Below are 18652 nucleotides of genomic sequence, written 5' to 3'. Positions count from 1 at the left end.
AGCCATGGGCTCCCTTCCTGCTTGTGATGGCGTGGCGGCGCGGCTTACCAGATATAGCCGATCCCGAAGCCGGCGTAGAGCTCCCCCTGGTGCTGGACCAGGGGGCTGTTGGCAACCTCCTCGTCATAGCGTTCGTAGTTGGCTGCGAACATGCCGATCCAGTTGGGGGTGAAGCGGTAGCTGGTGACTATGGCCACCATGGGTGAGAGGGTTGCCCCCGTGTCCCATGCCGGTCGCTGCGCCGTGGCCTCGCTCTCGGAAACGCCGCCGAAGTAGTAGTTCGCCAGCTTGCTGCTGCGGATCATCATCCCCATGCCGGGCATGATGAGCAGCCGGTCGCGGATGATGGGAAAGTCGGCCCACAGCAGCAGCTCCTGGCCCTGGCTGCGGCCGGTCACGTCCGTGCTGAGGCGGGTGCTGAGCAGGGCGTAGGGGGTGATCAGGCTGGCTCCCATGCCCCCTTCCAGTTCCCACTTGCGCGGTTCCATGCCGTTGAACTGCGCATATTCGTCGGGATCCAGGTTGCCAAAGCGCAGCCGGCCATAGCCGTAGGCGGCCAGGGTCTCATCCTTGTAGAAGTAGTAGCGGGCCCGATCGCCCAGGTACATGAACTGGTCGCCAAAGTAGATGAAGCCGGGAATGACGTAGCCTGCGGCATCTTGCGCCTGATAGCGCGCATCTCCGCCTATGACCGCCGTCCCCAGCACCAGCCCCTTGGGAACAGGACTGGTGGGGCTGTCGTGGGCGAACACGTCGAGGGAGCCCAGATCGATCTCGGCATGGGCCGCGGTACTGAGCAGTGTGAGGGCTGTGAGTGCGCTGGCAAGCCGGCGTGCGCTAGGTAGGGTCATTGTCGCTCGGGCTCCATGAACATGAGGCGTCCATCCTGGTCGGTTGGCACTGTGAGGCTGGATATTAGCGCACTTTATCAGGGTGCTGACAGCGCCAGCTAGCAGATGTTCAAGATGACACAGGGCATGTCCGAAGAGATGCCCTGTGGGGATGCAGCGGGCGTGCGGGAAGTCGCCTCGTCAGGCTCCAGGCTGGGGGGCGTCATCGCGCTTGGGCCAGGCGTTGAGCACGGCCTTGACCAGGGTGGCGAGGGGAATGGCGAAGAAGACACCCCAGAATCCCCAGAGCCCGCCAAACACCAGCACGGCTATGATGATGGCCACCGGATGGAGGTTGAGCGCCTCGGAGAAGAGCACGGGCTCCAGCACGTTGCCGGTGAGCACCTGGATCACCGTATGCACCACTATCAGCCAGGTGAATTCAGGGGTCAGCCCCCACTGGAACAGGGCTACCATGGCGACCGGTACCGTCACGGCGGCGGCCCCTATGTAGGGAATGAGCACGGAGAAGCCGACCGCCACCGCCAGCAGCACAGAATAGCGCAGCCCCAGCATGGCAAAGGCGCCGTAGCTGATGACCCCGACGATGAGGATCTCGATCACCTTGCCGCGAATGTAGTTGAGGATCTGCTCGTTCATCTCCACCCAGACCCGGTTGACCAGGGTGCGGTTGCGCGGCAGGAAGCGGCGCAGGCTGCCCATCAGCACCTGCTTGTCCTTGAGCATGAAGAACGCCATCAAGGGGACCAGTATGAGGTAGATGAGGATGGCCACCACGTTGACCAGCGAGTTCAGGGAGGCGCTCACCAGCTGTTCGCCACCGGTCAGAATGCGCTGGCGAATGTTGTCTATGATGGTCTCGACCAGGGTCACGTTGATGAGCTCGGGATACTGCTCCGGCAGGGTGCGCACATAGTCCTGGGCATGGGCCAGCATGGAGGGGGACTCCTTGGCCAGGTTGATGCCCTGGCTTACAAGCGTCGGGATCAGGCCCAGGAATGCCATGACCGTCAGGGCGATGAACAGCAGCAGGATCAGGCTGGTGCCCAGGGTTCGGGAGAGACCTAGGCGCTGCAGCCGGCTCACCGGCCACTCCAGCAGGTAGGCCATCACCAGCGCCACCAGCAGCGGTGCCAGCAGATCGCCAAACAGCCAGAGCACGGCGAAGCAGGCCACCAGCAACAGGAAGAGGGTGACCGCATCGGGGTCGGAGAAGCGGGTCTGATACCAGCGTTTGAGCACATCTAACATGACAGCATCCTTTCGTTACCGGGGCTCATGATGGTGCTGTGCCCCGACGACCAACTGCAAAGAGAGCGTATTGTCCTGCGCCTGCTGCACAGTGAAGGGGTGACCCTGACGTTGCAGATAGGCCGGAATGTCCTGCCGGGAGCCGGCATCGGCCAGCCGAATGGTCACGGTTTGACCGCTTTTGGCCTCCCTTAGCCAGAGCTTGAGCCGGATCAGCGGCTCGGGGCAGCGCCAGGGGGTCAGATCGAGGTGTTCCATGAGGGCTCCAGCAGGCGTGAGGCGGCTATTATGGCCGTGATGAGAGCACGAAACAACGCTTGTAGCCCTTGAGGGGCAAGGGTATTCTGCCGAGGCCCCTTCTGATGGAGATAGAGATAACGTGGCACGCTTTTCCCCCCTGATGGCATCGCTTCCCCTGCTGGCTTCCCTGATGGGTGCCACCTTCCATGCCCAGGCGAACAACCAGCTTCCCGACATAGGCACAGCCGGGGTGGCCGCCCTGCCCATCGAGCAGGAGGTGCGCTATGGCAACGCCTTCATGCGTTTCGCCCGGGCCGGCCTGCCGATCATAGATGATCCCGTGCTGAGCCAGTACATAGACGATCTCGGCCAGCGGCTGCTCTCCAACGCCGATGGGGTACGTTTCCCGTTTACCTTCTTCCTCATCAATGACCCCAGCATCAACGCGGCCGCCTTCCTGGGCGGGCGGGTCAAGGTGCACACAGGCCTGTTCCTCTACGCCGACAGCGAGAGCGAGCTGGCCTCGGTGCTGGCGCACGAAATCACCCACGTGACCCAGCGCCACATAGCCCGCTACATGGAAGCGCAGGCGAGCAGCTCCGCCATGACCCTGGCCGGGCTGGTGGGCTCCATCGCGCTGGCGGTGATCAACCCCACCGCCGGTATCGCCGCCCTGCAGACCACGCTCGGCCTCTCCATGCAGTCGGCCATCAACTACACCCGCGACAACGAATACGAAGCGGACCGGATCGGCATGAAGACCCTGTATGACGCAGGCTTCGATCCCATGGGCATGGCCAACTTCTTCCAGAAACTGGCGGCCGAGTATCGTTACGCCAGCAAGCCGCCCGAGATGCTGCTGACTCACCCGTTGCCCGAGACCCGGATCTCCGAGGCCCGTGGTCGCGCCTCCAGCTATGCTCGCCGCAATCTGCCCCCCAGCCTCGACTTCTGGCTGGCCAAGGTGCGCATCCAGGTGCGCTATGGCACCGAAAGCCCGCAGGCGCTGCTCAGCTATTTCGACAACCGCCTGCAGAAAGGGGATTACCCGCTCAAGGATGCGGCCACCTACGGCAAGGCGCTGGCGCTGTTGCAGCTCAAGCGCACCGACGAGGCTGACACCCTGATGCAGGAGCTGGCGAGCCGTCACCCGGAAGATCTGTTCGTGGTGGATGCCCTCACCGACATCGATCTCGCCAAGGGGCGCAGCGCCCAGGCCATCGCCCGGCTGGAGAAATTCCGCACCCGCATGCCGGACAACGAAGTGGTGGTGGTCAACCTCGGCAATGCCTATCTGGAAGGGGGCAACTACAAGAAATCCATCGCCATCCTGGATCCCTATGCCCGCGAGCACGAAGAGAACAACCTGGCCTGGAGCCTGCTCTCCGATGCCTATCGCAAGGCGGGACGGATGACGGACCTGCACATGGCGCGGGCCGAGATGCTCTCCCTGCGCGGGGATTATCAGGCCGCCATCGACGAGCTGATCGTGGCCCGTGGCACCACCAGCGACAAGCTGACCCTGGCCAGGCTGGAGGCGCGCATCACTGAGCTGGAGCGGGCGAAGAAGGATCTCGACAGCCTGAAGGGGTGATGCATCAGAGGTGCGGTGAAACGGGGTGTGCCAGCAATGGGACACCCCGTTTCCTTTTCCACCGGTACCCTGGCGTTGTGCAGGTCAATCCCGTCGTCGTGTGTGGGTGTGATGGGCCCCTTACTTGCCAAGGAGAGGGGAGGGATCACTCTAGCGAACCGCCGCAGCCTGCGCCTTGAGGGCGGCAATCTGCGGCGCATCGAGTTCGCCGACGATCGTCTGTTGCAGCTTGCCCTCTGCATCGAGCAGATAGCTGGTGGGCAGCCCGGTGGGGTGGGGGAAAGGCAGCGTTGCCTTGTCATTGGCGATCAACAGCGGCAGGCTGACCTGGTAGCGGCTCGCCAGCGCCGCCAGCTCGGCCGGGGTGGCCGGATCATAGTGGATGGCCACCACGGCGAGGGCGCCCTCCTGCGCCAGCGCCTCCAACAGCGGCAATTCCCGCAGGCAGGGGGCGCACCAGGGGGCGAAGTAGTTGACCAAGAGCGGCTTGCCGGCAAACTGGGCCAGTGCCACCGGCTGGCCCTGGCCGTTGGTGAACTCGGGCGCCGGGGAGCAGGCGCTCAGCAGACCGGCCACAATCAGCCAACAAATTCGTTTCAATTCCTTTCCAGTGCCGCTTACCCTGACCATCAGTTTCCCCTACAATAGCGCCGTTTCTTGTCCCATCTTGCGATCAATCAGGGAGTTACCATGAGCGAGACCCAAATTTACCACAATCCGCGCTGCTCAAAGAGCCGTGAAACCCTGGCCCTGCTGGAGCAGCACGGGATCGCCCCTGATGTGGTGCTCTATCTGGAGCAGGCCCCGAGCGAGGCGCAAATCTGCACCCTGCTGAGCCAGCTAGGCTTCACCGATCCGCGCCAGCTGATGCGCACCAAGGAAGAGCTCTACAAGGAGCTGGGGCTGGGCGAGGTGAACGGCGATGCCCTTATTCGCGCCATGCATCAGCACCCCAAGCTCATCGAGCGCCCCATCGTCATCAAGGATGGTCAGGCCCGCATCGGCCGTCCGCCCGAGCAGGTGCTGGAGATCCTCAAGTGAGCACCCGCTTCGCCCGTCTGCTGACCCTGGTCGGCTTCTTTGGCCTGCTGGGCTGGGTCATCCTCTGGCATCTGTGGCTCTCGCCCCACCCTGAGCTCAACCCCTGGCTGCTGCCGGTGATCTGGACTGTGCCGCTGCTGTTCCCGCTCAAGGGAATCGTGCAGGGCAACCCCTACACCCACGCCTGGGGCAACTTCGTGCTGATGCCCTATTTCCTGCACGCCCTGACCCTGATCACCACGGACGAGGGAGAGCGTTGGCTGGCGGTGGTGGAGCTGGTATTCACCATACTCGCCTTCGTCGGCACCATCTATTACGCCCGCCTGCGTGGCCGTGAGCTGGGGCTCAGCATCCGCAAGAAGAAGGGTGAGCCGTCACAGCAAGAGAAATAAGGCCCGCGTCAGCGCACCTTTATCTGCAAACCGGACCCTGGGTCCGGTTTTTTTATGGATGTGCAGCCTGGCATGACGTGACCGGGGTTGACGTGACAGCGGCTGGGCCAAAAGTCTGCTGGCAACGCAGATGCCAGGTGTATCTCGCTGATCTTGCTGTAACTATGTCGACATGATCACATCTTGGCCGCAGCGAGGTGGGAGCGTGGCGGGCGGCTGACTATCCTCATTAAGCTCCCATACAGCGGTAGCCGTTAGCCTGTCGTTTTCACCAGCCTGAGTGATGCATCCTATGAAACGCCAATCCAGCCCCCTGTTCCAGAAAACCCTGTTGGCATTGACCATGGCCCTGTCGGTCAGCTCGCTGGCCGATGCCTGCACCCGCGCCGTTTATCAGGGCGACGGCGGTCTGGTGGTAACCGGCCGCACCATGGACTGGCGCGCCGCCATGCCGACCAACCTCTGGGCCTTGCCGCGTGGCATCGATCGGAGCGGGGCGGCCGGTCCGCACTCCATGAAGTGGAACGCGCGCTATGGCTCCCTGGTCGCCGCGGGTTTTGACGCGGGTACCGCCGATGGCATGAACGAAAAGGGGCTGGTGGCCAATTTGCTCTATCTGACCGAGTCCGAGTATGTGACTCCGAGCGACAAGGATCCGCGCAAGACGCTCTCCATCTCCCTCTGGGCCCAGTATGTGCTGGACAATTTTGCCACCGTCACTGAGGCGGTTGCCGCCTTGTCGAAGGACGAGTTCTATGTGGTGACCACTCTGACGCCGGATGGCAAGCCGGGCCAGCTGCACCTCTCCATCTCGGATGCCAGCGGTGACTCGGCCATTTTCCAGTACGTGGATGGCAAGTTGCAGATCCACCACGACCGCAGCTATCAGGTGATGACCAACTCCCCCGTTTTCGACAAGCAGCTGGCACTCAACGAGTACTGGGAGGAGATAGGCGGGCTCACCATGCTGCCGGGCACCAACCGTTCGGCGGATCGTTTCGCCCGGGCCTCTTTTTATATCAAGACCCTGCCCAAGACGGATCAGGCCAATGAAGCCGTTGCCGGTGTGATGAGCGTGATGCGCAACGTCTCGGTGCCCATGGGGATCAGTACACAGGATCAACCCAACATCTCCACCACTCTTTGGCGCAGCGTGTCGGATCAACAGCATCGCCGCTACTTCTTCGAGCTGACTCATTTGCCCAACACCTTCTGGGTGAGCATGGATCAGCTGGATCTGAGTGCGGGCGCCCCGGTCAAGAAACTCCCGCTGACTGAGCGTCAACTCTATGCGGGGGAAACGGCGGACAAGTTTGTGCCGGCCAAGGCGTTCACCTTCCTGCCTGCCACGCCAGGGGCCTGATGAAGAGTTGGTAGAAGAAGGCCCCTCACGGGGTCTTTTTTATGGCCGCACGCCGGCGTGACCGCCAGTCTCGCGATAGTGGGTGAGCTGCTGCTCGCTAAAGCGCATCAACTGGGGATAGAAGCGCAGAAATCCCTGCTCGCCATTGTGCCAGCTGGCATCGTCCAGGGTGGCGAGGGCATCGCCCAGCAAGATGGGGCGGCGCAGCCGGTGGCCTATGCCGTTGAGGGCGCGGCCCAGCCCCTCCCTGTGGCGATAGGAGGCGATCCAGTTCTGCTCCGCCATCCGCGTGAGCGCAACGGGCAAGCCATCCGGCAGGCGCCGATGATCCGCCAGCAGCTGCCCATAACTCTGTTGCAGAAAGCGGGGCAGGGGGTCTTCGCCAAATTGTGGCCAGTGCAGGCTGAGCCAGTGGTCGTAGAGCATGTCCACCAGGATGCCGCCGAAGCGGCGCCAGGGCGCCTCGAAACAGGCCACCGCCGCCCTGTGCTCTGGGTGGGCATCGGTGAAGGCATCGATTTTGCGGTGCAGCCAGATCCCCTCATCGAAGGCGGGACCGAGCGTGCTTGGCAAAGGGCCCTTGACGAAATCCCCCAGCAGGTTGCCGGTGAGGGAGCTTCGGGTATGGGCGGCCAGGTGCAGGTGAGCCAGATAGTTCATGACGGTGGATGTCGACCAGCAAACGGGAATTGCTGGTGAGCCTAGCCGATCCCCTCTCCCTTGCCTATGCCGATCATGGCAAACTGGCCGGCAGGCACTGCCGTTACCGAGAGGCCAATGGTGGGCAAATAGCGATTTCTCTCTTTTCCCCGCAGGGGATAGCTTGCAAGGAGTAGCCATTATGTTGACCCTGATCGAGGGCGCCGAGATCTTCAGTCCCACCCACCTCGGCCAGCAGGATCTGCTGGTGGCCGATGGCCGCATCGCCTGGATTGGCAAGGGGTTGACGGCCCCCGCTGATTGGCCGTTGACGCGGGTCGATGGTCGCGGTCGCTATCTGGTGCCCGGGCTGGTGGATCCGCTGGCCCATATCACCGGGGGCGGCGGCGAGGGGGGCTTTGCCTTTCGCACGCCCGAACTCGCCGCGAGTGAGGCCCTCAAGGCGGGGGTGACCACCCTGGTGGCGGCGCTCGGCACCGACAGCCTGACCCGCACGCCGGCCCAGGTGCTCGGCAAGGTGCGTGAGTTTCGCGCCGCCGGGGTGAGCGCCTTCATGTATACCGGCTCCTACCATCTGCCCGTCAAGACACTCACCGGCACGGTGGAGTCCGACATCATGCTCATTCCCGAAGTGCTGGGGGTGGGGGAGCTGGCCATCAGCGATCACAGATCCAGCGCCCCCACCCACGACGAGCTGGCCCGGCTGGTGAGCGAGGCGCGGGTGGCCGGGCTGCTCGCCGGCAAGAGCGGCGTCAGCTTCTTCCATCTGGGGGATGGCCGCGGGGCGCTGGCACCGCTGCGGGCCCTGCGCGATGAAACCGACATTCCGCTGCGCCAGCTCTATCCTACCCACTGCAACCGCAACCCCTGGCTGTTTGCCGAGGCGATCGCCTGGGGCAAGGCGGGAGGCTGGGTCGATCTCACCACTTCCAGCTTCCCCGATCTGGTGGAGGATGGCGAACGGCTGGCCGCCGATGGATTGACCGAATTGTTGGCCGCCGGCGTGCCTGCCGATCGCATCACGTTCAGCTCAGATGCCAACGCCAGCCTGCCGCGCTTCGATGCGGAGGGGCGATTGATCGAAATGCGCTGCGGCCAGATTGCCAGCCTGTGGCAGGAGTGCGTACGTGCCTGCCAGCTCGGGGTGTCGCTCGAGGTGGCGCTGGCGGTAGTGAGTACCCATCCGGCACGAGTGCTGGGATTGGCCGCAAAGGGGAGGATCGCAGTGGGGCAGGATGCGGATCTGCTGCTGATCCATCCTCACTCTTTCGCCATAGAGCGGGTAATGAGCGGCGGTCAGTGGCGCGGATAAACGGCGGATAGCGCGAGAGTGCGGTATATCCAGATGAAAGAAGCCCGACAGCAATGTCGGGCTTCTTTGATTCTGCGGGCGGCAGGTGTGGCCTAGATCGCCAGGAAGCCCAGGATCAGGATGGGGCCGAGCAGGCTCAGGATAAAGCCGGAGACGATGGCCACAGGCACCATCTGGATGCCACCGGATTTTTGAATGACCGGCAGGGTGAAGTCCAGTGCGGTGGCGCCGCCGTAGCCGATGGCGGCGGAGGGGTGACGTCGCATCAGCATGGGAATGATGAGGATGGCGATGAGCTCGCGGCCCAGATCGTTGATGAAGGCGGCGGAGCCGAGCACGGGCCCCAGTTTGTCGGCCACCAGAATGCCCGACAGCGAGTACCAGCCGAAGCTGGAGCTGAGCGCCAGGGCGTGGCTCAGCGGCATGCCCAGCAGCTGGGCCGCCACCACGCTGCCCAGCCAGCTGCTGATGATGACGGTGAAGGCGATCTTCATGCCCCAGGGGTTGAGCAGGATCTGGCGCAGCCGCATACCGGAGTTGCGCATCTGCACCCCGATGAGCAACAGCAGCAGCATCAGGGCCCACTCACCCAAGCGATCGATAGGCAGGGCTTGCAGATCGACCAGCAGCCCCAGCAGCACGCCCCCCAGCACCACGAAGCAGAGCTGGAGGGATTCCCACAGCAGGTGCAGCTTGCTCGGCATCTTGGCGTCGCTGGCCTCGTGGGTCGGCGGGCTGCGCTTGTCCAGCCACCAGAGCGCCAGCAGGTTGCACAGGGTAATGGCGGCCAGCATGACACCGGCCACCTTGAAGATCACCGCCAGATTGCTGCCGAGGTTTTCCACATAGGCCAGTCCCAGCCCCATCAGAAACAGGATGAGATAGACCATCTTGCCGAGGGACTGATTGACCAGCTTGATGAGCCGGGCGGAGGAGAGGGGGATCAGATAGCCGACGCCTAACGGCAGCAGGATCAGCAATACATTGAGCAACATCGGGGCCTCGATCACAAAAACTGATAAAAATGACACCTTATCACTACTTATTGGCTCTGTGTCACATTTCTGTGAGTTTGGATGGCTCATCCGGGGCTTTTTATCAGGTTGTTATGTTTTTGGTGCAAGCAGCTGCACTCATTTGGCTCAAAGGCCCACCTTGGTGCGGTAAGCGTGCCGCCATAAAATCACTCTCATCGCCCATTTTTCAACAAGATGCAAACATCGATGGGGTGAATAAAGTCGCTTTCGCCATCTTGCTGTCATGATGTCGGAATTTTCTTGCCACCCTTGCGATCAGGGTATAAAAAGGCGGTGTCGCTCGACGGGTCCAAACCGAGTTTTATGCAGACAAAGTGCTGAAAAATACCAGTGAGACCAATAAAAATACAGACAAAACACCAAAGACCTCTGTTCTGTATTGTTTTTTAACTATTCGAGTGATATTTTCGCTGAAGGTTGCCATCGGTTAACTTTTTGTTAAATCCATGATGGTGTGAGTCACGCCCCAGCGGCGTCTAGGGACAGACAAGGTTGTAATGGATGAGTGACGTTGCCGCACTGGAAGTTCGTGAACTGCACAAGTATTTCGGCACCCACGAAGTGCTCAAGGGCATCGATATGACAGCCCGCAAGGGGGATGTCATTTCCCTGATCGGCTCCTCCGGCTCGGGGAAGTCGACCTTTCTTCGTTGTATCAATCTGCTGGAAACACCCTCTTCCGGCACAGTTTCACTCCATGGCGAGCTTATTCGCATGAAATCCAACCGGGCCGGTGAGCGGCTGCCAGAGGACATGCGTCAGGTGGAGCGCATTCGCAGCCGGCTGGCCATGGTGTTTCAAAGTTTCAACCTCTGGTCGCACATGACCATAATGCAGAACATCATAGAGGTGCCTATCCAGGTGCTGAAAGTCCCCCGCGCCGAGGCCATCGCCAAGGCGGAACACCTGCTCAACCGGGTGGGTCTGTGGGAGCGGCGCGACTATTATCCCGGTCACCTCTCCGGCGGCCAGCAGCAGCGGGCGGCCATTGCCCGGGCACTGGCGGTGGAGCCCGAGGTGATGCTGTTTGACGAACCCACCTCGGCGCTGGACCCCGAGCTGGTGGGGGAGGTACTCGGCCTGATGCGCGAGCTGGCCGAAGAGGGGCGCACCATGCTGGTGGTGACCCACGAGATGTCGTTTGCCCGTGATGTGTCGAACAAGGTAATGTTTCTGCATCAGGGGCGCGTGGAAGAGGAGGGCAATCCCAAGGAGATCTTCGCCCATCCCAAGTCGGAACGGTTCAAGCAATTCATCTCCTCCATCTATTGATGGGCGGGATCTGTTTTCAACAAGCTGCAACTTCAACAGTCGACGATTTTATCAAGGAGAGATACATGAACAAGCTGATGCTGGCGACTGCCATAGTCACTGCCCTGTCTTCCGGCAGCCTGATGGCCAAGGAGTGGAAAGAGGTGCGGATCGGGGTCGAGGGTGCATACCCTCCCTTCTCTTGGACCGAGCCCAGTGGCGAGGTGAAAGGCTTCGATATCGACATCGCCAACGCCCTGTGCGAAGAGATGAAGGTGAAGTGTACCCTGGTCAAGCAAGACTGGGACGGCATCATTCCGGCGCTGCTGTCGCGCAAATATGACGCCATCATAGCCACCATGGACATCACCGAAGAGCGCAAGAAGAAGGTGGACTTCACCCAGAAGTATCAGCACATTCCGGCCCGCTTCGCCGCCAAGAAGGGCACAGAGGTCAAGCTCGACAAGGCCTTCATGGACGGTAAAACCGTGGCGGTGCAACGCGCCACTTCCATGGATACCTACATCACGGACAACTTCCCGAACGCCACCATCAAGCGTTATGGCACCGCAGATGAAGCCTATCTCGATCTGAAATCCGGTCGGGTTGACTATGTGATGGCCGACTCCGCCGCCATCAGCGACGGTCTGCTGAAGAAGGAAGGGGGCGATGCCTACGAGTTCGTCGGCCCGAAACTGACCGATCCCAAGTGGTTTGGCGAGGGTGCCGGCATAGCGGTACGCAAGGCTGACAAGGATCTGAAAGAGAAATTCAACGCCGCCATCCTGGCGCTGCGCGCCAACGGCAAGTACAAGGCAATCAACGACAAGTACTTCGACTTCGACGTCTACGGCGAGTAACCCCCAGGCGCGCTACACCGAGTAGCAGCCGAAGGGATTGCGGCGAATCATCACGACAGGTTGACCCTCGTCTGTAGTCATCGGGCCCGTTGTCTCTCGCAAGGGAGCGATGGGCCCGCTTAGTTGCAATGGAGCTGCATGTGTTTGGTTTGAAAGGATATTGGGACGGGCTGGCCTGCTCAATGCGTTGCAATGGAGCCGCATATGTTTGATTTGAAAGGATACGAAGCCTCCCTGCTGGAGGGCGCCTGGATCACCCTGGAGGTGGCGCTGGCCTCGCTGCTGCTGGCGTTGCTGCTGGGCATGCTGGGGGCACTCGCCAAGCTCTCCCCCTACAAGTGGGCACGTGGCATCGCCACCGCCTATACCACAGTCATTCGCGGCATTCCCGATCTGGTGCTGATGATGCTGCTGTTCTTCGGCGGCCAGGTGCTGATCAACAACCTCTGCAGCTGGATCAACGAGAGCTACAACAACTACCTGCTGGCGAGCGATCCGAACCAGGAGTGGGTCTCCCTGCTGCCTGACTACATCGACATCAGCCCGTTCGCGGCTGGTGTGGCCACCATAGGCTTCATCTTCGGCGCCTACATGACAGAGACCTTCCGCGGCGCCATTCTGGCGGTGGACAAGGGGGAGCTGGAAGCGGCTCGCGCCTTTGGCATGCGGGCGACCCAGGTGTTTGTGCGGATCCTCTTCCCCCAGATGATGCGCCACGCCCTGCCGGGTTTTGGCAACAACTGGCTGGTGCTGCTGAAAACCACGGCGCTGGTCTCCATCATCGGGCTCGATGACATGGTGCGCAAAGCATCCCTGGCGGCGGGGTCGACCCAGCAGCCCTTCACCTTCTACATGGCGGTGGCCCTGATCTTCCTGGTCTTCACTGCGGTCTCCACCTCGGCACTGAAATGGGCCGAGCGTCACTACGCGATAAAGACGAGGTAAGCCATGGATTTCTCAATCATTCTCAAAGAGTGGCCCACCTACTGGGAGGGGCTTTACACCACAGTGCTGCTGGTGGCGGCTTCTCTGGTGCTCGGCCTGGCTCTGGCGGTGCCCATGGGGATACTGCGCAACAGCCGCAACTGGCTGATCAAGGGGCCGATCTGGGCCTACATCTACTTCTTCCGTGGCACCCCGCTGCTGGTGCAGCTGTTCATCATCTACTACGGCGCCGCCCAGTGGGAGTGGCTGAAAAACAGCGCCGCCTGGGAGCTGTTCGCCCAGGCCTGGTTCTGCGCCCTGCTGGCGTTCACCCTCAATACGGGGGCCTATACCGCCGAGATAGTGCGCGGCGCCGTGCTCAACATGCCCAAGGGGCAGATTGAAGCGGCCAACGCCTTTGGCATGACCCGCTGGCAGACCCTGACCCGTATCATATTACCCAACTCGTTTCGCCGTGCGCTGCCCGCCTACAGCAACGAGGTGATCTTCATGCTGCAGGGCTCGGCGGTGGCCGGCATCATCACCATAGTCGACCTGACAGGTGCGGCGAGGATCATCAACTCCCGCTACTACAGCCCGTTCGAGGCGTTTTTGACCGCAGGCCTGCTCTATATGCTGCTGACCTTCGTCATCGTCTGGCTGTTCAAGAAGTGGGAAGCCCGCTGGCACGCCCACCTGCGTCCCCGCACCGTGTAATCCCCATAAAAAAAGCCCGCAATCGCGGGCTTTTTTGTGTCTCTGTGTTGCTTACAAGGTGGCGATGGGGGTCAGCATCTCTTCGGCCATGAAACCCAGGGCACTGAGCGCGCCGATGGCGCCTATGACGCTGGACGGCGCCAGTGCCTGCTTGCCCTGTTTGACGGGCAGGGCCTGCTCGCTGTGCTGATGGATCTTCTGCATCACTGCCATGGCGCTCAGTTCCAGGTGGCGGTAGAAGCTGGCATTGAGCTGGGTCAGATGGAGCAGGGACTGGCGCATGCGCTCGAAGGTCTCGCTGCAAACCGGGCTCTGCTTGTGCCAGAACTTAGCCAGGGTGCCACGGGTGGTGAGACCCGCCAGATCATACAGGGCTCGCCCCATGCAGAAGGTCGGCACATCGTGCAGCAGGGCGGAGAGGCCAACCGTGCTGTTGATGGTGATGACCCCCTTGAGCAGTGGATAGAGGGTGGGCAGGGGTAACTCGTAGCCATAAAACACCCGTCCCTCCAAGCCAAGCAGCGTCACCAGCCGGTTTATCTGGGACTGGTAGCTGACATAACCCCGGTCCATGGGGTGGTGCTTGAACAGCAACACATCTTCGCTGCGGGCGTGCTCGGCAAAGGAATTCATTACCTGAGAGATAAAGTCCTCAATCCCACTAAGATCAGAATGTTCGCGTAGTTGAAAGTCCTCGGTAACTTGCAGAGGGGCAAAGAAGACATGTCCCTTGTAGCTGCTTATGTGTTTTAAGAGGGCCCGATCGCTCCAGAGGCGCCATAATTTTACCCCTCCACTTTTTATCCACCCCATTGTCTCCTGATACAGGCTCCAGGGTCTGTGGTTGACGAAATGCGGATAACGCCAGCGAAACAGTGTTTTGTTGATGTGGTAGCGGCTGGCATACCAGGCGCGGCGGGCAAAGGTCTTGCCTACCTGCAACGGTGCTTCGTAGGGGGCGGGCCATGTCATCTCGGCCAGCTGGTCGCGTTTGGCATAGATCGGGCTGAAAGCATTGACGCCCTCCTGCTCCAGGGTCACATAGTCCGGGCGCAGATACCCCTCTTCCATGGCCCAGACGGCGATCTTCTTCAGCTTGCAGATGCGAATCGCCTGCAGGTGGTAATAGCGGCAATCGCCGTAGCAGATCAGGCTGTCGATACCATTTCGCTTGATAAAGCGGCGAAAAAAGGTGTTCCAGGTCTCAGGCTTGCCGGTGAAGCGTTCGTTATGGCCTGCGCAGGGCCAGCACTCGTCGCCGCCATTGAAATGGATCTTGTAAACCTCGTGGCCCGCCTCGCTCAGGGTCTGGCTCAGGGTCTGAAAGAAGGGGCCGAGTGGTCCTTGCAACAACAAAATCTTCATGTACGGCTTATCTCATGAACTGGGGGAGGGAGGGGCGCTGCAACAGCGTCTGTGCCAGGTAACTCAGCTTGATTTGCCAGCGTTGCCACAGGCTCGACTTCTGGGTCGATGAGTGCCCTTGCTCTGCCAGCTGGCGGATCAACTGCTCCGGACTTATCCAGAGCCCTGTCTGCCAATCGATGTAGAGCGGATAGGCGACCAGCGTCAGGTAAACCAGCGCCGCCAATGGCAGGCTGCGCTGGCGCCGGGCCGGGGGATGGGCATCTGTCGTCAGTCCCCAGCCGCTGTAGAAGGGCTGGCCCCATGTCGTGACCTTGACCCCCTGCACCAGGGCTTCGAAGCCGCTCAGCGAGGTCATGGTATGCAGCTCGTCCACGTGGGGGTAAAGACTGGTCAGCCCTATGTCCAGCACCTGACTGTCGACACACTCTGCCAGGCAGGCGGCAGAGATGGCACCTGCCCGATTGCCGGCCACCACATCCGGGTGCGGCTTGAACAGGATATGCGCCTCTGGCTTGGCGGCGCGCACGGCCCACAGCAACTGTTCATTGCTGCGAATGGTCGGGCTGCCGGTCAGGATGGAGGCATCCCCATCCACCTGGCCCACCACCAGCACCAGCGGGCGACCATCGGCAGGGGGCGTGTAGCGCTGTGGCGTGCCCACGTTGTACTTGCTGACCCTGTGCTGCAGGAGCAGTTCAATCAGGGCGGCGCCCCGATTGACGTCGACTTCCGTCAGTTGCTGATAGTTGAGCAACTGTTCGAGCCCGCTTGGCATGCGGCTGTCGAAATAGATCCCGACCGGATCGATGGAGAGGGAAGAGGGGCGACACAGGTTGGAGCCCAGCCCTTTGGATCGGATAAAGCCATCCTCCACCCGGATAGCCGAGGTAAGATCCGGGTGGCGGCTGCCCCAGACCAGCACCTGCTCATCACCGGTCAGGCGTTTGGGCGGTCTGCGCACAAAGCGCAGTTCATCGGCCAGGTGGTGGCAGAACGCCTGCATGAAGGCGCGCTTCCACAGGGAGAAGCCGACCAGATAGAGCCTGCGCCAACGAGGGGCGGGCTTTTGCTGGCGCGCTATGATGGCCAGCACCTCCTCCACCTCACAGCGCTGACCCAGTACCGGATCCAGATAGCGCGGATAGAGGATGAGCGCCGCTGCGACCAGCTGAGCCAGCGAGATGTGGGTACTACGTCGCTCGCACTGCTTGCTATCAAAGGTCAGGCCCCAGCCGGCGTAGAACGGCATGCCGAAGCAATATACCGGCTTGCCGAGCAGCAGGGCCTCAAATCCGAGCTGGGAAGAGACGGTATAGACAGCCTCCACCCGGCTGAGCAGGGCATGGGGATGGCAGTGTTCGGCAACCACTTCCACGTCATCCAGCTGCAGTCGGGCCAGCACGCCGCTCTTCTTGCCAAAGCGGGTGTCTGGGTGAGTGCGCAGCAGCAGACGGGCATTGGGGTGATTGCGACGCGCCGCCTCGACCATGGCCACAAAATCGGCTTCACTGGCCAGGGCCCCCGGAATGGAGAGATCGCCGGCCACCTGATCCACCAGCAGCACTCTGGGTCTGGCGTCTTGCAGCAGGCGCTGGGCCAGCGCCGCTGGCAAACCACCATGCTCACCTCGCGCAGAGAGCCGGGCTGAGGAATCGCAAGCGGGATCGGCAGGGCGAGTGGCATAGCAGTTGTATTTGGTCACCCCGAGGCGTACCAGTTCACCCATGAGTCGCTGCGCCCGCTCAAGCAGGGCGTCATCCACAGGAGTGGCAATCAGCTGTTCAAGCTGGCTGGGCTGGCGTGCATCGTAATAGATGCCGATGGGGTCTGCGATAAGTGAGACCGCCTTGCCGCCCTTGGCGGGATGACCGATATAACCGATAAAGCCATCTTCCAGCTGCCAATAGGGCAGGCCCAATGCCTGCGCCTGTTGTTTGATCTGACGGGTATTGGCCTTCTGGCCCCAGCCCGCAAACAGATCACCAGACATCAGTCGTGATTGTGACGTATAACGTGCAACCACCTGACCAAGCAAAGGGGCAATCTGATGGTTGCGGGCATAAATACCCTTGCTGCCGACCCAAATTGTCATTCTGCCGTTACAACCTCAGATTCGAAATGGCGCTGGATACGGGCCAGATCAGCTGGGGTATCTACTCCGTGTGGCGGTGCTTGCTCAACACGGGCAACGGCGATCTTGATGCCATGCCAGAGCGCGCGCAACTGTTCTAGTGATTCCAGCTGTTCCAGAGGAGAGGGCGCCAGATGGCTAAGTGCCATTAGCGTATTGACTCGGTACGCATACAGACCAATATGGCGCAGCCAATGTGGAGCAATAATGCCGTCTTGAACCGCGTGGATGTCGGTAGACTGCAACTGCGTGAATTTATCTCGATCCCATGGGATCGGCGCTCGGGAAAAATAGAGTGCCTGGCCTGCCATATTTGTCACTACTTTGACACATTGAGGGGCCATGACTTGCTCAAAATCCACGATAGGACAACCCAGTGTGGCAATGCCGCTTTCACAATCCGCAGCGAGTGTATCTGCTGCCAGTTGGATAAGATGAGCGGGCAATAACGGTTCATCACCCTGAACATTGACCACAATGTCGCTTTGATCCCATCCCCGTAGCGCAACCACTTCAGCCAGCCTGTCGGTGCCACAGCTGTGGTTAACACTGGTCATGAGTACATTTGCCCCAAATGCGGCAACGGCGTCATAAATGCGCTGATCATCGGTTGCAACCCAGATATCGGTAGCGGGAATACCAGTCTCCAATGCTCGTTGCCAAACATGCCACACCATGGGGCGTCCACTGATCAGTGCAAGTGGTTTTCCTGGTAGACGGCTTGAACCATATCGGGCCGGAATTACAATCTTGTACGACATATGAAATCCAGAAATTCAGTTCGATCAAAAACGAAAAAGGAGCACCCGCAGGTACCCCCTCTTTTTATATAAGATGGAAATAATGTCTGAGTCTAAGCACTTAGACCAGCGTATCTTCCAGAAAACGGTGGGCACGGGTGACCTGATCGAGCTCAGCCAATACGGTCAGCATCTCTTCCATGACAGAGAGAGGCAACATATTGGGGCCATCACTCAGTGCCTTGGCAGGTTCTGGGTGGGTTTCCATAAAAAGACCATCCACACCGACGGCGATGGCTGCACGAGCCAAGACGGGCACGAATTCACGTTGGCCCCCACTGGTGGCACCTTGTCCACCCGGTTGCTGTACTGAGTGAGTCGCATCAAACACGACTTTGCAACCGGTACGGCGCATGATCGGCAAGCCCCGCATATCCGAGATCAGGGTGTTATAGCCAAACGAAGTGCCACGGTCGCACAACCAGATATCCTGGTTACCTACTTCATGGCACTTTTTGACGACCTGTTCCATATCCCAAGGGGCCTGGAACTGGCCCTTTTTGATATTGACCGGCTTGCCGCAGCGAGCCACCCGCTGGATGAAGTTGGTCTGGCGAACCAGGAAGGCTGGTGTTTGCAAGACATCGACGACGCTAGCAACTTCTTCTACCGGAGTATCTTCATGGACGTCGGTGAGTACCCGCAAGCCATAAGTCTCTTTAACTTTCTGCAGTATTTGCAGACCACGCTCCATACCCGGGCCACGGAAACTGCCGGTAGAGCTGCGGTTGGCTTTGTCAAAGCTGGATTTGAAAATATATTCCATACCCAGTTTATCGGTGATTTCTTTAATTCGACCAGCAACATCCATAACCAGTTGCTCGGATTCAATAACACAAGGTCCCGCGATTAAAAACATT

19 protein-coding genes are annotated in these 18652 nt (G+C 60.5%); 9 read left to right on the top strand and 10 right to left on the bottom strand.

Features of this window, described 5'->3' with window-relative positions; all coding sequences use genetic code 11:
* Positions 1–44: 44 nt before the first annotated feature.
* From ACM3N8_RS03360 to ACM3N8_RS03350, 3 genes are all read right to left on the bottom strand, one after another.
* Positions 45–851: a MipA/OmpV family protein gene (locus ACM3N8_RS03360; RefSeq protein ID WP_416015456.1), complete on the bottom strand. Its 807-nt coding sequence runs from the start codon at positions 849–851 to the stop codon at positions 45–47.
* Between the two features lie 180 nt (positions 852–1031).
* Positions 1032–2102 carry an AI-2E family transporter gene (locus ACM3N8_RS03355; protein ID WP_416015455.1) on the bottom strand — a complete coding sequence of 357 codons (1071 nt, stop codon included), beginning with the start codon at positions 2100–2102 and terminating at the stop codon, positions 1032–1034.
* A gap of 15 nt (positions 2103–2117) precedes the next feature.
* Positions 2118–2360 carry a sulfurtransferase TusA family protein gene (locus ACM3N8_RS03350; RefSeq protein ID WP_042865789.1) on the bottom strand — a complete coding sequence of 81 codons (243 nt, stop codon included), beginning with the start codon at positions 2358–2360 and terminating at the stop codon, positions 2118–2120.
* A gap of 121 nt (positions 2361–2481) precedes the next feature.
* Between ACM3N8_RS03350 and ACM3N8_RS03345 the strand changes: the two genes are divergently transcribed.
* Positions 2482–3936, top strand: a complete 1455-nt coding sequence (locus ACM3N8_RS03345; protein WP_347005396.1) for a M48 family metalloprotease — start codon at positions 2482–2484, stop codon at positions 3934–3936.
* 150 nt (positions 3937–4086) lie between these two features.
* On the opposite strand, the gene ACM3N8_RS03340 is transcribed toward ACM3N8_RS03345, so the two are convergent.
* Complete coding sequence (locus ACM3N8_RS03340; RefSeq protein WP_416015454.1) at positions 4087–4566, bottom strand: TlpA disulfide reductase family protein; 480 nt, start codon at positions 4564–4566, stop codon at positions 4087–4089.
* A 60-nt stretch (positions 4567–4626) separates the two neighbouring features.
* Between ACM3N8_RS03340 and arsC the strand changes: the two genes are divergently transcribed.
* The 3 genes from arsC to ACM3N8_RS03325 all read left to right on the top strand — a co-directional run bounded on the left by arsC (position 4627) and on the right by ACM3N8_RS03325 (position 6732).
* The gene (gene arsC, locus ACM3N8_RS03335) at positions 4627–4977 is read left to right on the top strand and encodes an arsenate reductase (glutaredoxin) (RefSeq protein ID WP_416015453.1); all 351 of its coding nucleotides are present in this window, start codon (positions 4627–4629) and stop codon (positions 4975–4977) included.
* Positions 4974–5369, top strand: coding sequence for a DUF2069 domain-containing protein (locus ACM3N8_RS03330; RefSeq protein ID WP_043136923.1), 396 nt, complete (start codon positions 4974–4976; stop codon positions 5367–5369). Before arsC ends, ACM3N8_RS03330 begins: the two co-directional genes overlap by 4 nt.
* Before the next feature lie 292 nt (positions 5370–5661).
* Positions 5662–6732, top strand: a complete 1071-nt coding sequence (locus tag ACM3N8_RS03325) for a linear amide C-N hydrolase (protein WP_098984408.1) — start codon at positions 5662–5664, stop codon at positions 6730–6732.
* Between the two features lie 39 nt (positions 6733–6771).
* Here the strand turns inward: ACM3N8_RS03325 and ACM3N8_RS03320 are convergent, their stop codons facing one another.
* Positions 6772–7392: an ACP phosphodiesterase gene (locus tag ACM3N8_RS03320; RefSeq protein WP_416015452.1), complete on the bottom strand. Its 621-nt coding sequence runs from the start codon at positions 7390–7392 to the stop codon at positions 6772–6774.
* Positions 7393–7573: 181 nt separating this feature from the next.
* On the opposite strand from ACM3N8_RS03320, the gene iadA reads away from it, so the two are divergent.
* Positions 7574–8704 (top strand): beta-aspartyl-peptidase, encoded by a 1131-nt coding sequence (gene iadA, locus ACM3N8_RS03315; protein ID WP_416015451.1) that lies wholly within the window; start codon positions 7574–7576, stop codon positions 8702–8704.
* A 92-nt stretch (positions 8705–8796) separates the two neighbouring features.
* Here iadA and ACM3N8_RS03310 read toward each other — a convergent pair whose 3' ends face one another.
* Positions 8797–9699, bottom strand: a complete 903-nt coding sequence (locus ACM3N8_RS03310) for a lysine exporter LysO family protein (RefSeq protein ID WP_416015450.1) — start codon at positions 9697–9699, stop codon at positions 8797–8799.
* A 543-nt stretch (positions 9700–10242) separates the two neighbouring features.
* Here ACM3N8_RS03310 and ACM3N8_RS03305 point away from each other — a divergent pair.
* The 4 genes from ACM3N8_RS03305 (at position 10243) to ACM3N8_RS03290 (ending at position 13493) form a co-directional block, all read left to right on the top strand.
* Positions 10243–11013 carry an ABC transporter ATP-binding protein gene (locus ACM3N8_RS03305; RefSeq protein ID WP_043136913.1) on the top strand — a complete coding sequence of 257 codons (771 nt, stop codon included), beginning with the start codon at positions 10243–10245 and terminating at the stop codon, positions 11011–11013.
* A gap of 65 nt (positions 11014–11078) precedes the next feature.
* Entirely contained in the window at positions 11079–11852 is a 774-nt protein-coding gene (locus ACM3N8_RS03300) for an ABC transporter substrate-binding protein (protein ID WP_043136911.1), read from the top strand.
* Between the two features lie 204 nt (positions 11853–12056).
* Complete coding sequence (locus ACM3N8_RS03295) at positions 12057–12797, top strand: ABC transporter permease (RefSeq protein ID WP_416015449.1); 741 nt, start codon at positions 12057–12059, stop codon at positions 12795–12797.
* Positions 12798–12800: 3 nt separating this feature from the next.
* On the top strand, positions 12801–13493 hold the full coding sequence (locus tag ACM3N8_RS03290; RefSeq protein WP_042641721.1) for an ABC transporter permease: 693 nt from the start codon (positions 12801–12803) through the stop codon (positions 13491–13493).
* Between the two features lie 51 nt (positions 13494–13544).
* Here the strand turns inward: ACM3N8_RS03290 and ACM3N8_RS03285 are convergent, their stop codons facing one another.
* The 4 genes from ACM3N8_RS03285 to kdsA all read right to left on the bottom strand — a co-directional run bounded on the left by ACM3N8_RS03285 (position 13545) and on the right by kdsA (position 18651).
* Entirely contained in the window at positions 13545–14858 is a 1314-nt protein-coding gene (locus ACM3N8_RS03285) for a capsule biosynthesis protein (protein WP_416015448.1), read from the bottom strand.
* A gap of 7 nt (positions 14859–14865) precedes the next feature.
* The gene (locus ACM3N8_RS03280; protein WP_416015447.1) at positions 14866–16851 is read right to left on the bottom strand and encodes a capsular polysaccharide biosynthesis protein; all 1986 of its coding nucleotides are present in this window, start codon (positions 16849–16851) and stop codon (positions 14866–14868) included.
* Positions 16852–16949: 98 nt separating this feature from the next.
* Complete coding sequence (kdsB, locus tag ACM3N8_RS03275; protein WP_416015446.1) at positions 16950–17753, bottom strand: 3-deoxy-manno-octulosonate cytidylyltransferase; 804 nt, start codon at positions 17751–17753, stop codon at positions 16950–16952.
* Positions 17754–17853: 100 nt separating this feature from the next.
* A complete protein-coding gene (gene kdsA, locus ACM3N8_RS03270) occupies positions 17854–18651 on the bottom strand; it encodes a 3-deoxy-8-phosphooctulonate synthase (protein ID WP_416015445.1) in 798 nt (265 codons plus the stop codon).
* Position 18652: the final 1 nt, after the last annotated feature.

This window comes from Aeromonas sp. A04 (assembly GCF_047780465.1).
Classification (GTDB): Bacteria; Pseudomonadota; Gammaproteobacteria; order Enterobacterales; family Aeromonadaceae; genus Aeromonas; species Aeromonas bestiarum.
The sequence above is the reverse complement of the archived record's forward strand: the minus strand, read 5'-3'. Positions and strand labels throughout refer to the sequence as shown.